Annotated in this window: 13 protein-coding genes; 7 read left to right on the top strand and 6 right to left on the bottom strand. The window is 73.5% G+C overall.

The genetic code is table 11. The annotated features are described in order from the left end of the window. Positions 1 to 8: 8 nt before the first annotated feature. Entirely contained in the window at positions 9 to 1,274 is a 1,266-nt protein-coding gene (locus EV372_RS16430; RefSeq protein ID WP_130396681.1) for a PP2C family protein-serine/threonine phosphatase, read from the bottom strand. Between the two features lie 589 nt (positions 1,275 to 1,863). Here EV372_RS16430 and EV372_RS16425 point away from each other — a divergent pair. Then, a complete protein-coding gene (locus EV372_RS16425; protein ID WP_130396680.1) occupies positions 1,864 to 2,571 on the top strand; it encodes a biliverdin-producing heme oxygenase in 708 nt (235 codons plus the stop codon). A gap of 20 nt (positions 2,572 to 2,591) precedes the next feature. Here the strand turns inward: EV372_RS16425 and EV372_RS16420 are convergent, their stop codons facing one another. Then, positions 2,592 to 3,095: a CGNR zinc finger domain-containing protein gene (locus EV372_RS16420; protein ID WP_130398956.1), complete on the bottom strand. Its 504-nt coding sequence runs from the start codon at positions 3,093 to 3,095 to the stop codon at positions 2,592 to 2,594. A 107-nt stretch (positions 3,096 to 3,202) separates the two neighbouring features. Between EV372_RS16420 and EV372_RS16415 the strand changes: the two genes are divergently transcribed. The 3 genes from EV372_RS16415 to EV372_RS16405 all read left to right on the top strand — a co-directional run bounded on the left by EV372_RS16415 (position 3,203) and on the right by EV372_RS16405 (position 5,300). After that, complete coding sequence (locus EV372_RS16415; protein WP_130396679.1) at positions 3,203 to 4,084, top strand: alpha/beta fold hydrolase; 882 nt, start codon at positions 3,203 to 3,205, stop codon at positions 4,082 to 4,084. Positions 4,085 to 4,222: 138 nt separating this feature from the next. Continuing rightward, positions 4,223 to 4,882, top strand: a complete 660-nt coding sequence (locus EV372_RS16410; protein ID WP_130396678.1) for a TetR/AcrR family transcriptional regulator — start codon at positions 4,223 to 4,225, stop codon at positions 4,880 to 4,882. A 154-nt stretch (positions 4,883 to 5,036) separates the two neighbouring features. After that, complete coding sequence (locus EV372_RS16405; protein ID WP_130396677.1) at positions 5,037 to 5,300, top strand: hypothetical protein; 264 nt, start codon at positions 5,037 to 5,039, stop codon at positions 5,298 to 5,300. On the opposite strand, the gene EV372_RS16400 is transcribed toward EV372_RS16405, so the two are convergent. Beyond that, positions 5,281 to 6,300: a 3'-5' exonuclease gene (locus tag EV372_RS16400; RefSeq protein ID WP_130396676.1), complete on the bottom strand. Its 1,020-nt coding sequence runs from the start codon at positions 6,298 to 6,300 to the stop codon at positions 5,281 to 5,283. The two genes, EV372_RS16405 and EV372_RS16400, sit on opposite strands and share 20 nt — an antisense overlap. A 304-nt stretch (positions 6,301 to 6,604) precedes the next feature. On the opposite strand from EV372_RS16400, the gene EV372_RS16395 reads away from it, so the two are divergent. Then, a complete protein-coding gene (locus EV372_RS16395; protein ID WP_130396675.1) occupies positions 6,605 to 7,567 on the top strand; it encodes an asparaginase in 963 nt (320 codons plus the stop codon). A gap of 43 nt (positions 7,568 to 7,610) precedes the next feature. After that, positions 7,611 to 8,882, top strand: a complete 1,272-nt coding sequence (locus EV372_RS16390) for an FAD-dependent oxidoreductase (RefSeq protein WP_130396674.1) — start codon at positions 7,611 to 7,613, stop codon at positions 8,880 to 8,882. Here EV372_RS16390 and EV372_RS16385 read toward each other — a convergent pair. Beyond that, complete coding sequence (locus EV372_RS16385) at positions 8,866 to 9,057, bottom strand: ferredoxin (RefSeq protein WP_130396673.1); 192 nt, start codon at positions 9,055 to 9,057, stop codon at positions 8,866 to 8,868. The genes EV372_RS16390 and EV372_RS16385 overlap by 17 nt on opposite strands. A gap of 599 nt (positions 9,058 to 9,656) precedes the next feature. On the opposite strand from EV372_RS16385, the gene EV372_RS29455 reads away from it, so the two are divergent. Beyond that, positions 9,657 to 11,828: a DUF4153 domain-containing protein gene (locus EV372_RS29455; RefSeq protein ID WP_486483985.1), complete on the top strand. Its 2,172-nt coding sequence runs from the start codon at positions 9,657 to 9,659 to the stop codon at positions 11,826 to 11,828. A 203-nt stretch (positions 11,829 to 12,031) separates the two neighbouring features. On the opposite strand, the gene pip is transcribed toward EV372_RS29455, so the two are convergent. Then, positions 12,032 to 12,988 (bottom strand): prolyl aminopeptidase, encoded by a 957-nt coding sequence (gene pip, locus EV372_RS16375; RefSeq protein ID WP_013151485.1) that lies wholly within the window; start codon positions 12,986 to 12,988, stop codon positions 12,032 to 12,034. A 168-nt stretch (positions 12,989 to 13,156) separates the two neighbouring features. Continuing rightward, positions 13,157 to 14,038, bottom strand: coding sequence for a DUF4429 domain-containing protein (locus EV372_RS16370; protein ID WP_130396672.1), 882 nt, complete (start codon positions 14,036 to 14,038; stop codon positions 13,157 to 13,159). Positions 14,039 to 14,246: the final 208 nt, after the last annotated feature.

Here is a 14,246-nt window from a genome sequence, read left to right as displayed (position 1 = left end):
CGCCGGTGTCACTCGGGCTCTCCGTGGGTGATGAGCAGCATCGCCACGTCGTCCTGGAGCGGTCCGCCGTTGCTGCGCTCGGCCTCGTCCACCAGGCGTTCGGGCAGCCCGGCCAGGGAGGTGCCCCGTTCCAGCACGCCGGAGACCATCCGGCGCAGGCCCGCGACCTCCAGGCGGGCGGGCGGGGCGCCGTCGTAGGCGTCCACGAGGCCGTCGGTGTAGAAGAGCATGGTCGCCCCGGTGGGGAGCACGACCGTGTCGGTGTCGGTCTGCTCGACGGGGAAGACGCCCAGGGGAGGCTGCGGGGTGACGCGGGTCTCCTCGACGGAGCCGTCGCGCAGGACCATGGGCGGCGGGTGGCCCAGGACTCGGAGCCTGACCCGGTCGTCGCCGGTGTCCAGGCTGGCCATGCACAGGGTGGCGTACATCTCCTCCTGGGCCCGCTCGGTGACCAGGATGTCCTCCAGGCTGGTCAGCACCTTGGCCTCGTCGACGCCGCCCATGATGAGGGCGCGCCAGGCGATGCGCAGGCTGACTCCGAGCGCGGCCTCGTCGGGGCCGTGCCCGCTGACGTCGCCGATGATGACGTGGGTGGTGCCGTCCTTTTCGACCGCGTCGTAGAAGTCCCCGCCGACCAGGGCGCGCTTGCGGCCGGGACGGTAGTAGGCCAGGTGTTCCAGGGGCGAGCGCTGGAGCAGGACCTGGGGCAGGAGTCCGCGTTCGAGGCGCATGTTCTCGCGGGCGCTCATGCGGGCCTCGCGCAGTTGGCGGGCGTTCTCGTCGGCGCGGCGGCGCTCCAGGGAGTAGCGCAGGCTGCGGCCGAGCAGGGAGCCGTCGACCTGGCCCTTGACGAGGTAGTCCTGGGCGCCCGCGGCCACGGCGGCGACGCCCTCGTGCTCGTCGTCGAGTCCGGTGAGGACGACGACGGCGGCCGCGGGCGCGCCCTCCAGGACCTCGCGGAGCAGGTCCAGCCCGTGGGCGTCGGGGAGGTTGAGGTCGAGCAGCACGCAGCCCCGGAAGCCCTCCAGGTGGCGGCGCGCCTCGGCGAGCGTGGGGACCCAGGTGATGTGCGTGGGCAGGGCCGTCTCGTCGAGCAGTTCCTCGGCGAGGAAGGCGTCCCCGGGGTCGTCTTCTATGAGTAGGACGTCAACCGGTTCGACAGCAGCCTCCACCCGCTCGTTCGGGACGGTGTCGTCGCCCAGGAAGGCCCCGTCGTGCGGGGCAGCGTCGTTGGCGGAGGCGGCCCGTGCCGCCTCCCCGCCGATCACCGTCACGGGATCGTGCCCTGTTCTCCTGGTATCCACTCATCGCCCTTGGTCTGCCGGTTCGTGGGTGCCGTGTCGCGCCGTGTGATCCCGGGGAGCGCCCCGGGTTCTCCCGGCGGTCCGGACCGCACGACACCCAAACGATAATCGCCCCGATGACCTGTTGACCAGCGGCCGTGACGAGACACATCCGACGCCGGAGACCGGGATCACAGTCCTGTTCTCCCTGTGTGAGGGCCTGTTGGCCCGGGGTGGGAACCCGCTGACGCTCCGCCCCGACGTGCGGACGGAACGGGCATGTGCCCATGCACGAGCACATGCAGGGTGTGACGGGGGACACGCGCTGGATTTCTTCGAGCGTACCCGAGACCCCTCCGGAGGGGTCGGCGCCCCTGCGTGAGACGCGCCCGGAAGCGCCGCGGCGGCCTCCGGGAGGAAGTGCCGGTCGGCGGGCCCGGAGGCGGAGGGGAGTCGGGCTCGGCACCCCTCGGCGCGCCGGCAGATTTTCATGACAGGGTGTCATATACCCCTTGACAGCGGCCTCCGTCTAAATGACATGATGTCATAAACGTGTCGGACGGAAGGCGGAAGAGCACCGATGAGCGCAACGGCCGAGGTTCCCGCGACGACCGCCCCCGACACCCCCGGGACGTTCTCCGAACGCCTGCGCGCGGCGACCTGGAGCGACCACCAGGCCGCCGAGGACCACGGTTTCACCCGGGCCCTCATGGACGGCACGCTCTCCCTGGACGGGTACACCGGCATGGTCGCCCAGCACTACTTCGCCTACGTCGCGCTGGAGGAGACCGGTCGGCGCCTGGCGGACGACCCCGTCGCCGGAAGGTTCCACCACCCGGAGCTGGAGCGGGTCCCCGCGCTGGTCCGCGACCTGGAGCACCTGCTCGGCGCCGACTGGCGCGACAGGATCGCCCCCACCCCGGCCACCCGCACCTACGCGGCGCGCATCGAGCAGATGGCCGACCACCCCGAGGGGTTCGTCGCGCACCACTACACCCGCTACATGGGCGACGTGTCCGGCGGGCAGTTCATCCGCCGCGCGGCCGCCAAGGCCTACGGCCTGACCGACGCGGCCGGCGTCTCCTTCTACGTCTTCGACGCGCTGGGCAGCCTGCCCCGCTTCCGCGCCGGGTACCGCGAGCGGCTCGACTCCCTGGCCCTGGACGGGGCCGCGGCCGCCCGCCTGGTGGCCGAGACCCGGCTGGCCTACCAGCTCAACACCGAGGTGTTCGCCGACCTGGGCCGGATGTACGCGCCGGGGACCGGGGCCGACGCCGACGCCGCCTGAACCCCGACCGCGTGCGCCCGTCAGGGCTCCGGGGTCTGACGGGCGCGCTCCTGGTGGCGGCGGGCCTTCAGGCGGTTGCCGCAGGTCCTCATCGAGCACCAGCGGGCGGTGTTGGCGCGGCTGCGGTCGAGGAGGAAGAGGCGGCACTCGTCGTTGCCGCAGGGGCGCAGCCGCCCGGGCCTGCGCTCCTGGACGTCGTACCAGGCGAGCACCAGTTCCACCGCGAGCGTCCGCTCGGGCGGCGCCCGGAGGGTCCACCGCAGGTCCGACCCGTCGACGTCGGGGGTCCGGGAGACCCCGGCGAGCATCCGCCGCATCCGCGCCTCGGGCACGGGTCCGCGCGTGGCGGCCTGGAGCACGTCCCTCGCCGTCCGCAGCCAGTCGATCGCCGACGCGTCATCGGAACCGCCGTGCTCGCGCGCCCACCGCCGCGGCGCGGCGTCGTCGGCCCACAGGTCCCGCCGCCGGCCGTCCACCACCGGGGTGCTGTTCAGCGCTTCGAGCAGCGCCTCCTCGTCGACCATGTCCACCCGCCTCCCAAGCTAACCCTATTCAACGATTTGACAGGTTACCCCGCATCCGCTCCACTGGGGGCGGAGATAACCATCAAAGTTCCCCTGGAGGGTTAGTCATGACGGAGATCCGCCACCAGTACGCCACCGTGCGCGGACACCGCGTCTTCTACCGGGAGGCCGGACCCCGCGACGCGCCCGCCCTGGTGCTCCTGCACGGGTTCCCCACCAGCTCGCGCATGTTCCGCCGACTGATCCCGCGGCTGGCCGACCGGTTCCGCGTCATCGCCCCCGACCACCTCGGCTTCGGCCACTCCGACGCCCCACCCGCCGACGCGTTCGCGTACACGTTCGACGCGCTCACCGACGTCACGGAGGCGCTCCTGGCCGGGCTCGGCGTCACCAGCTACGCCATGTACGTACAGGACTACGGCGCTCCCGTCGGGTGGCGGCTCGCGCTGCGCGCCCCGCACGCGGTCACCGCGGTGGTCACCCAGAACGGCAACGCCTACGAGGACGGCTTCGTCCCCGAGTTCTGGGCGCCCGTGTGGGCCTACGCGAAGGACCCGGGGCCCGCGACGGAACCGGCGGTCCGCACCGCCCTCGGCCTGGACGCGGTCCGCTGGCAGTACCTGCACGGGGTGGACCGCCCCGAACTGGTCGACCCCGACACCTGGACGGCCGACCACCGTGACATCAGCCGCCCCGGCAACGACCTCGTCCAGCTCGCCCTCCTGCGCGACTACGCCACCAACCCGCCCCTCTACCCGCGGGTGCACGCGTACTTCCGGGAGAGCCGCGTCCCGCTCCTGGCCGTGTGGGGAGCCGAGGACCGCATCTTCGGCCCCGACGGCGCGCGCGCCTTCGCCCGCGACCTGCCGGACGCCGAGATCCGCCTGGTGCCCGGAGGCGGCCACTTCCTGCTGGAGAGCCACCTGGACGGCACCGCCGACCACATCCGGGACTTCCTGACCCGTACGCTGACGGCGCCCCGGGGATGACGCCCGCGCGGGCGGAACCGGTGGCCGGCGTGCGCGCCACCGACCGCCCGCCGGCCCTCCCCGCCGCCCTGTCACCACCGTCGCGCACGGTCACCGAACACCGCCACGGTCCGCCCCCGGGCGTGACACCATAGGAGGATGCCCAAGATCACGGCGCCGACCATCGCCGCCCACCGTGCCCGCACACGGGATCGCATCATGGACGCCGTCGACGAGCTGATCCGGACCCAGGGGATCGACCGCATCTCCATGACCGACGTGGCCAACTCCGCGGGGATCACCCGTACCGCCCTGTACAACTACTTCCCCGACAAGCCCGCGCTGCTCCTGGCCTTCACCGAGCAGATCAACAGCGCGTTCGTCGAGCGGTACAGGCGCGAACTCCCCTCGGGCGTCTCGGCGGCGCGGCGGCTCTCGGCGTTCGTCCGCCTCCAGCTGGAGGGCATCATGGCGCATCCGCACCCGCCCGCCGCCGAACTCGGGGCCAGCCTCGGCCCGGACGCCTACCAGGCGCTCGCCGCCCACGTGGCGCCCATGCAGCGACTGCTGACCGAGATCCTGGAGGAGGGCACCGCCGCGGGAGAGTTCGACCCCCTGCCCGCCGAGCCCGTCTCCCGGCTGGCCCTGTCGATGGTCGGCTCCCAGCGCCTGCCCCTCGTCAGCGGGGAGATCGACCTCGACGAGACCCACGCCCTGGTCACACGGTTCGTGCTCCGCGCCCTCGGCGTGGCGACCGAAACCGTGGACACCGTTCTTCCGCAAACCGCCGCGAGGAACACCCACAGTGGTGACTCGTGAGCAAGCAGTCATAAGGGCTGGCCCATAACCTGCGCCACAACGTTGGCGAGGCGATATCAAGTCGCAACGGTACGGCGACATCGGTCAGAATCGGTGACCCCGCCCGCCCCTCGGGGCGGTCGCCCCTTCGACCGAGTGTGAGGCCCTCTCCGACGTGTCCCTCGTACTGATCCTCCTCGGCGCCGTCCTGGTGGCGGTCGCCATGTTCAACAAGGTCCCCAGCTACGTCCCCGGGCGGATTCCGGCGCCCCGCCCCGCCCGCGGCGGCTCCGTGGCCGCCGTGCGAAGCCCCGAGATGGTGCGCCCCCGCGTGAGACTGGTGTCGGCCCGGCTCACCGAACCGGGCAAGGCGCTGCTCACCACACTCGGCGGAAGCGCGCTGATCGTGGCGTTCTTCCTCACCCTGTCCGGTCTGTGAACCCCGGCCGGTCCCTGAGCACGGACCGGCCGATCCGGCCGAGCAGCCGCGCCGGGGACCCGTCGCCGCGTCCGGCCGGGTAACCGGGGTCGCGCGTGCTCCCGCCGCCGGCCATGCGCAGCAGCAGGCCGCCCGCGGCGGTGGCCGCGAGCCCGCCCGTCACCGCGGCGGCCGCGGCCAGCCGCTCGCGGAAGCGGGTGTCGCGGTGCGCGGCCATCTCCGCGATGGCGCGGTCCGTGGCGCCGAAGGCCCCGCCGCACAGCAGCGGGTCCAGCTCCTGGGGCCGCCACCGCGCCTGCCAGGGGCTCAGCGGGGGCAGTCCGCCGGGCGCCGACGACGTGCGCGGCTTCCAGCGGACGGACCCCGCCGCACCGCCCGGGCCGGGGACCGGGTCCGGCACCGCGAGCCGCTTGGGCGCGGGACCGCCGTAGCGCAGTTCGCCGGGGGCGTTGGCGAGCATCTCCGCGAGCAGCTTGGCGCAGGCCCGGGCGTCGCCCAGCGCGGTGTGCTGTCCGGTCGGCCAGTCGCCGCTGAGCCGGTGGGAGGCCTTGGGCAGCGAGTACCGCTCCAGCTCCACCTGGGAGCGCAGCGCGCGCAGCGTGCACAGCCCGGCCTGGCCCGTGGGCAGCCCGGCGGGCACCAGCTCCGAGGCGAGGAAGCGCTGTTCGAAGTCGAGGTTGTGGCCGACCACGACCGCCCCGGAGAGCAGCTCGGTGAGTCTGGGCACCACCTGGGCCGCGGTCGGGGCGCCCACCGTGTCGCCCTCGCCGATGCCGTGGAACTCCCGGCCGCCCACCGGCGCGCGCGGGTCGACCAGGGTGCTGAACTCCTCCACGAACTTGCCGTCGCCGCGCACGCGCACCACGGCGATCTCCACGATGCGCGCGCCCTCGCGCGGTTCGAGGCCGGTGGTCTCCATGTCGAGCACCGCGTACTCCAGGTCCGCCGCCCGCATGCCGACCCTGCGCCGGGTCAGCGCGCCCATCCGCAGCGTTCCCATCGTGTGCCCCACTCCCTCGTACCTCGTGCCGAACGGCCGTCCCACCTCGCCGCGTACCGGCAACGACCTTACTCCCCGCGTCCGACAGCGGACCCCGCGCACGTGGCGGGCCCCTCCCGGCGGCGGGACGGCCGACCCCTCCGGGCGGGCCCCCAGGCCGCGGGGCGCCCGCGGTCGGGCCGGTTCCGCGACCGCGCGGCGACCGGAAGAAAGGGGGGTTATGTAACGTTCTCAGTCGTGTCCACCCACAGGCGGACACTCCACGCGCACCCTGACCCGACCTCAACGGCGAGGAGAAGCCCGCATGCCCCAGAGCCCGCTGCCCGAGTACGTCCCCCTGGCACAGGTCCTCCGGTCCGGAATGCTGGAGAGCGTCCACTACGGCGCGGTCGTCGGACTGGCCGCGGACGGCCGGATCGCCTACGCGCGCGGCCCCGTGCACCAGCCCATGTTCCCGCGCTCCTCGGCCAAGCCCTTCCAGGCGCTGGCGATGCTGCGGGCGGGCGCGCGCCTGGAGGGGCCCTCGCTGGCCATCGCCGCGGGCAGCCACTCCGGTGAGGAGGCGCACACCGCCGAGACCGAGCGCATCCTGGCCGCGGCCGGGCTCACCGCCGACGCCCTGGGCTGCCCCCCGGCCGCCCCCGGCGGCAAGGAGGCGCGCGCCGCGTTCGTACGCGCCGGACGCGAGCCCGAGCGCGTGCTGATGAACTGCTCGGGCAAGCACGCGGGCATGCTCGCCGCCTGCGTCGCCCGGGGGTGGAGCACCGGGGACTACCTGGAAGCGGAACACCCCTTCCAGGTCCTGGTCCGCGAGACCATCGAGGAGCTGTGCGAAGAGCCGGTCGCGCACACCGCCGTGGACGGCTGCGGGGCGCCCCAGATGGCGGTCTCCCTGACCGGTCTGGCCCGCGGCCTGTGGCGCATGCGCACCGCCCCCGAGGGCGGCCCGGAACGGGCCGTGGTCGAGGCGATGAGCGCCCACCCGCTGTACGTGGCGGGCAGCGACCGGATCGACACCGACCTCATGAGGCGGATGCCCGGCCTGGTGTCCAAGATCGGCGCCGACGGGGTGCTGGTGCTCAGCGCCGCCACCGGCGAGACCGTCGCCGTCAAGATCAGCGACGGGGACGCCGAGGAGCGGGCGCGTACGCTGGTCGCACTCGACGCGCTGCGGACCCTCGGTGTGGACGTCTCCCCCGTCCAGGACCGGCTGCGCGTGGACGTCCTCGGAGGTGGCGCCCCCGTCGGCGAGGTCCGCCCGCTCTGACCGACCCCGACCTCGGGGAACCACCACCGGAAGGGACACCACCGTGCGGGACACCCTCAACGACATCGTCGTCGTCGGCGCGGGGATGGCCGGGCTGCACACGGCCGAGGCGCTGCGCGAACGCGGGTACGAGGGGCGGCTGACGCTCCTGGGAGAGGAGGCGCACCGGCCCTACTCGCGGCCTCCGCTGTCCAAGGAGGTCCTGACCGGGGTGGGCATGGAGCCCGCGGGCGGCGGCCCGGGCTGGCTGGTGGGCCACCGGGCGCTGCGCCTGCGCGAGGACGAGGCCGTGGACGCGCTGGACCTGGACTTCCGTCCGGGCAGCCGGGCCGTGGGGTTGGACACCGCGGCCCGTGAGGTGAGCGTGTCCGGTCCGGGCGGCGCCGCCTCGACGGTGCGCTACGACGGCCTGGTGATCGCCACGGGCGCGCGGGCGCGCCGCCCCGCCACCGACCTGGCGGGCGTGTACGTGCTGCGCACCCTGGACGACGCCGAGGCGGTGCGGTCGGAGTTCGACTCCGGCGGCCGCCTGGTGGTGGTCGGGGCCGGTTTCGTCGGCGCCGAGGTGGCGGCCAGCGCCCGCGCGGTGGGCATGGACGTGACCCTGGTGGAGGCGGCGCCCACACCGCTGACCCGGGTCGTGGACCCGAGGATCGGCGAGGTCCTCACGGAGCTGCACCGGGAGAACGGCGTCGACGTGCGTCTGGGCGTGGGCGTGGCCGGTTTCGAGGGCCGGGGCCGGGTGGAGCGGGTCCGGCTCGCCGACGGCTCGGCGGTGGAGGCCTCCCTCGTGGTCGCCGGGATCGGCGTGCACCTGAACACCGAGTGGCTGCGCGGGTCCGGGGTGGAGCTGCTGGCCGACGGCTCGGTGGCGTGCGACGAGTACTCCGCGGCCTCGGTGCCGAACGTGTACGCGGTCGGCGACCTGGCGAACTGGCCGCACCCGCGCTACGGCGGGCGGATCCGCCTGGAGCACTGGACCAACGCGGGCGAGCAGGGCGAGGCCGCGGCCCACAACCTGTTGGCGGGCGACGGCGGGCGCACGCCCTTCACTCCGGTGCCCTACTTCTGGTCCGACCAATACAAGATGAAGGTCCAGCTGCTGGGCCAGGGCGCGCCCGCCGATCAGGTCGCCTTCGTGCACGGCTCCCCGGAGGACCGAAAGTTCGTGGCCTTCCTCGGCCGGAGCGGAATGCTCACCGGTGTGCTGGGGCTGCGCTCCACGCCCAAGACCATGCGCTACCGGGGTCTGCTGGAGAAGCCGACGACGTGGGACGAGGCGTTGGCGGCCGCGGGGGTCACTCCCGCACGGTGATGGCCCTCTTGGGGCACATGCGCTCGGCCTGGCGGACGCGTTCGTGGGACGCGGCGGCGGGTTCCTCGGTGAGCAGGTAGAGGAAGTCGTCGTCGCGGACCTCGAAGACCTCCGGTGCGGCGGCCATGCACAGGGCGTTGCTCTCGCACTGGTCGTAGTCGACCTCGACTCGCATCGTCGCTGGACTCCTCGCGCGGAAGGGGTGTGACCCCCGACTCTAGCCGGGACGGCCGTGCTGTACGGGCTCGGACGGGCACACCGACGCACGTCCAAAACTTCGCTTTTGTCCATAAAACGGATGTTGTGTGAACCACCAGTGCGCACACGCTGTCCCACTGCCGACAGCACCGGGCCGTCCGGTGCCGTCGGGAAAGGGGCACACGGGTGAGCGAGGACGAGACCACCGGGAATCCCGAGAGCCGTGGGTCGGCGGCGGAGGCCGCCCCCGTGCCGGGACCGCACGGGACCCCCGTGCCACCGGGTCCACCGGGGCGGGTGGAGCGGGAGGGGCGACCAGGGCAGGTGGATCCACCGTTACGAACCGGGCGGCCGAGTCCGTCGGAAGCCTCAGGACAGCCGGGCCCGCCGGAGCATGGGGGGTATCCGGTCCCTCCGGGTCAGACGGGTCACCCGGGACAGGCGGGGCAGGCAAGGCCGCGGAGCCCCCACCAGGAACCGCAGCGGTACGGTACGACGTTCGCGCACCTGTCCTACGCGCAGCACTACCAGCAGACGTACCACGACCCGGCCTACCGGTACCGGGAGCGGCCGCGGGTGCCCCTGCCCCGTGCGCCCGCGTGGCTGCCGGTCGCCGTGCTCGGCGTCGGCGTGGTGGCCGCGCTGCTGGCCACGTTCGACCGGCCCGGGATCGGCCTGGTCATCACCGGTGTGGTCGCGGGTCTGACCGCCTTCGCCGCGCTGATGGCGCGCCCGGCCATCCCCGGGAGCGGCATGGAGGACGGGGAGGAGCGAAGCGGGGAACCCGGGCCCGGGAGCGCTTCTGGCACCATGGGGGCTCCAGAAGCCCACGTGGCCAAGGGTTCGGGTGTTTCCGGTCCGGTCGCACAGGGCGGTCCCGCCGAAGACGACGGGCAACCGCGACCCGAGAACCCCTCCGACGCCGATGGGGGCGCGAAGGCCCGCACAACCGAGGCCCCCGGCCTCCCCGACCCCGCGGGGGACCACGGGGGACCGCGGTCCGGGAGCTCCTCCGGTACCGCGACGGAGGCCGAGGACACCGGGAACACATCCGAGGCCGCACAGAACCGTGAGGATTCCGGGGACGCCCCCTCGACCGGGGCCGCAGGCAGGCCCGAGGCCGCGGAGGACAGCGGGTCCGACACCAGCGGAACACGCGCTCCTGGAAGCGAGGAGGCCACCGGTACTACCGAGACCGGCGAGCCTGGTGAGGCCGCCGAGGCCGCCCCCGCCGGTGCTGACGAAACCGCTGGGGCCACCGGGACCGCTCCAGCCGTCACGCCCTCACCCCGGCCCCTCGCCGACCCCGCAGCCCCACACGCCCCCGTCTCCCCTACTCCTCACCCCTCTGTTCCTCACTCCTCCGCCGCCCCCGCCCCCGAATCCGCACCTGACCGCTACTCCTACACCTGGTCGGCGGTCTACGGCGCGCTCGCCGCCGCCCTGCTGTTCACGGCGGTGTTCCGCGACGCGGGCTGGGTGCTCCTGTGGACCCTGACCGCGTCCTTCCTCTTCGCCTCGATGGCCTTCGCCGCGCGCGACCCCGCCTCCCGCCAGGGCGCGGTGGGCGTCGTCACCGGCTCGCTCGCCCTGTTGCGCAACCTGCCCTCCACACCGCGGTTCCTGGCCGCGCCGCTACAGAGCTCGCGGTCCCGCCGCCTGGTCGGACCGGTCCTGGTCACCACCGTGGCCACCGTCGGGCTGCTGCTCGTCTTCGGCGTGCTCTTCGCCTTCGCCGACCCGGTGTTCGGCAGCTACCTGGGCCGGATGTTCACCGACCTGTTCCGGGAGGGCGACTTCAACCCGTTCGGCGACCTGTTCGCCATGGTGACGGCCATGCTGCTCACCGGCTCCGCCGTGCTGGCCGCGCGCCGCCGCCACGCGCAGAGGCACGCCCCCCACACCACTCCCGTGGACCCCCTCCCCCTGAGCCCCTCCCGCGAGCGGACTCCCCTGCCGGTGTGGGTGTGGACGATCCCGCTCGGTGCCCTGGTCCTCCTGTTCACCGCGTTCCTCGCGGTGCAGGCCGTAGCGATGTTCGGCGGTGACGAGTACGTCCAGCGCGTCGCCGGGGTCACCTACGCCGAGTACGCACGCCAGGGCTTCTTCCAGTTGGTCGTGGTCAGCCTGCTCGTCCTGTGCGTCATCGCGGTGGTCGTGCGCGTGCTGCCCTCCAGCACCACCCGTGTCCTGCGCAACGCCCTGCTCGGGCTGCTGTGCACGCTCACCCTGGTCATCCTGGCCTCGGCGATGCTGCGCCTGCAGCTGTACATCGACACCTACGGGCTGACCCGGATGCGGGCCAGCGCCGAGGCGTGGATCGTGTGGAGCGCGGGGGTGTTCGGCCTGCTGCTCGTGGCGGGCGCGCTCGACACCCTGGGCCGGTCGGCGGCCTGGCTGCCCCGGGTCACGGCCGCCCTGGCCGGAACGGCGCTGGCCGTGTTCGCCTACGGCAACCCGGACCTGCGGATCGCCGAGAGCCACCGGGACCTGGACCTGTCCACGGTCGACACCTGGTACCTGCGCGACCTGTCCGCCGACGCGATCCCCGGTCTGCTCGAACTGGAGGGCGGCGAACGCGACTGCGCCCTGGTGGGGTTCCAGGACCTCGTGGAGGAGGCCGACGACGCCGGGTTCGCGTCGTGGAACCTGTCCCGCCACCGGGGCCTCCAGCAGCTGGACGAACTGGGCCTGTTCGAGATCGGCGGCCAGGCCGGGATGAGCTGCTCCTACGAGCGCGGCTACTAGGGAGGGCGGCGGGCGCACGTCCCCGCCGCCCCGCTCCCGGCGAACGCCTCGCGCTGCCCCTCCCGCGCACGGCCCCGGCCGCGTCCGCGCCCCGGCCGGACCGGTCGGGGCGCGGGGCCCAGGGGCGCGGGGCGTGTGGGGGCCCCACCCCCGCGTCCCGCGCGCAGACCCGGGGCGGCCCTCCCGCCCCGGGGCCGGACCGCCTACTTCGCGAAGCGGTCGGTCGCCTCGATCAGGTGGTCCAGGATGCCCGGCTCGCTGAACGCGTGCCCCGCGTCGTCCACGATGTGGAATTCCGCCTCCGGCCACGCCTTGTGCAGGTCGTAGGCGGTACGGGCCGGGGTGCACACGTCGTAGCGGCCCTGCACGATCACGCCGGGGATGTGCCGGATCGCCTCCGCCCCGTCGATGAGCTGGTCGGGCTCCAGGAACCCGCGGTTGACGAAGTAGTGGTTCTCGATCCGCGCGAAGGCCAGCGCGTAGTCCTCGTCCGCGTGGTGCTCGCGCAGCTCGTGGTTGGGCAGCAGGGTGACCGTGGACCCCTCCCACACGCTCCACGACCGCGCGGCGGCCAGGCGCTCCTCACGGTCGGGCGAGTTCAGGCGGCGCGCGTAGGCGGCGATGAGGTCGCCGCGCTCCTCCTCGGGGATGGGCGCCAGGTAGGACTCCCACAGGTCCGGGAAGAGCTGGGAGGCGCCCTCCTGGTAGAACCAGCGCAGCTCGCTCTCGCGCAGGGTGAAGATTCCACGCACGACCAGTTCGCTGACGCGGTCGGGGTGGCGCTGGGCGTAGGCCAGCGCCAGGCAGCTGCCCCAGGAGCCGCCGAAGACCTGCCAGGACTCCGCGCCGATCATCTCGCGCAGCCGCTCCATGTCCTGCACCAGCGTCCAGGTGGTGTTGGTGGACAGGTCGGTGTCCATCTGGCTGGCGTGCGGGGTGGAGCGGCCGCAGTTGCGCTGGTCGAACAGCAGGATCCGGTACCGCTCCGGGTCGAAGAGCCTGCGGTGGTCGGGCACGCATCCGCCGCCGGGGCCGCCGTGCAGGAACACCACGGGCTTGCCCGCGGGGTTGCCGCACAGCTCCCAGTAGACGCGGTGTCCGTCGCCGACGTCGAGCATCCCCGAGTCGTACGGCTCGATGGGCGGGTACAAGGTACGCAAAGCGTGGGGCCTTTCGTGGACGTGTTCGTGGACGTGGTTCCTCCCCGGGGACCCCGGCGGAGTCGGGCGCCGCGGACGGAGGTGTCCGGCGGACGCCTGACGGGGAACGACGAGGAGAGGGTACGGCGTCCCAGGCGTCCACCGGGCGCGAACACACGCGGGACTCCGTCAGAGGCGGTCGAGCAGCTCGGCCTTCTTGGCGCTGAACTCGTCGTCGGTGAGCAGGCCCTCGGCGTGCAGCCGCCCGAGTTCGCGGATCTTGGCGAAGATCGCCTCGCTGCCGTCGTCGTCCGCCGCTCCGAGCGCGACGCGCTCCTGCCGGGGGTCCTCGGCCGCCGCGACGTGGGCGTTGACGGTGGCGGCCATCAGCAGGGTCTCCTCGCTGCCCTTGGTCCCGTGCGAGGCGAGCGTGAAGAAGTCGTGGTCCAGCGCCGTGGCCTCGGGGAGGGTCACCCCGCGCAGAACGATGCGCAGGTAACCCTCGGTGACGTCGACCGGCGGGTGCCAGTGGGCGGTCTCGATCTCGGAGAGCTGGTAGTCGCGGGCCTTCTCCTTCTGCTTGGCCGTGCTGGCCAGCCAGTTGTCCCACTGGAGGCGCACGCGGGTGCCGTCGAAGGAGGCCGTGCCCTCGGCGGTGCGGACCTGGAGCGGGGGCCGGGCCACCAGCCCCCGGGCGACCTCGCGCGGGTCGAGTTCCCCGGCCAGGGTCTCGCGGGCGAAGCGGGCCGAGGAGGCGATCTGCTCGGAGTAGTACTCGGCGAGGAGTTCTCCGTCGTGCGGGCCGGTGATCAGCAGCGGGGTGAGCGCGTCCCGGCCGGGGACTCCCAGGAGCGCGTAGGGGTCGCCGCCCTCCAGCAGCCGCAGACGCAGCCGCCACCCGTGCTTGCGGGTGCCCCGGTCGAAGTCGACCTCGCGGACGGCGGCCAGCGGAACCGAGCAGCTCCCCAGCGACCGGAACAGGGCGGGCACCTTGCGGCCGGAGTCGAAGCGGACACGGATCGTCTCGTCGTCGATCCGCCAGGTTCCGTGGTGTCCGCGAAGTTCCTCCATGTCCACACATCCTAGAGCCAGCGGGACCCGCCCCGCGGGGCCGCATGCGGTCACCGCCCCCGCCCGGACGCCCGGACCGTCCCCCGAGGTCAAGGGCCCGTCCGGACCACGGGCCCCAAGCGTCACGGCGGCGCATCCCGGGTAGGACCAGCGGGGCACACCCGTTGCACCGCCCCGCCCGGGCGGGACCGGCGGACAGTGCGGTCGG

This window comes from Nocardiopsis sp. CNZ308, from assembly GCF_004217075.1.
Note: the sequence above shows the minus strand (reverse complement) of the source record. Positions and strands in the feature narration are given on the sequence as shown.

Excerpts from the sequence above, each read along its gene's own strand:
- EV372_RS16425 (WP_130396680.1), top strand. The coding sequence starts at position 1,864 with ATGAGCGCAACGGCCGAGGTTCCCGCGACGACCGCCCCCGACACCCCC.
- EV372_RS16420 (WP_130398956.1), bottom strand. The coding sequence starts at position 3,095 with ATGGTCGACGAGGAGGCGCTGCTCGAAGCGCTGAACAGCACCCCGGTG.
- EV372_RS16415 (WP_130396679.1), top strand. The coding sequence starts at position 3,203 with ATGACGGAGATCCGCCACCAGTACGCCACCGTGCGCGGACACCGCGTC.
- EV372_RS16410 (WP_130396678.1), top strand. The coding sequence starts at position 4,223 with ATGCCCAAGATCACGGCGCCGACCATCGCCGCCCACCGTGCCCGCACA.
- EV372_RS16400 (WP_130396676.1), bottom strand. The coding sequence starts at position 6,300 with ATGGGAACGCTGCGGATGGGCGCGCTGACCCGGCGCAGGGTCGGCATG.
- EV372_RS16395 (WP_130396675.1), top strand. The coding sequence starts at position 6,605 with ATGCCCCAGAGCCCGCTGCCCGAGTACGTCCCCCTGGCACAGGTCCTC.
- EV372_RS16385 (WP_130396673.1), bottom strand. The coding sequence starts at position 9,057 with ATGCGAGTCGAGGTCGACTACGACCAGTGCGAGAGCAACGCCCTGTGC.
- EV372_RS16370 (WP_130396672.1), bottom strand. The coding sequence starts at position 14,038 with ATGGAGGAACTTCGCGGACACCACGGAACCTGGCGGATCGACGACGAG.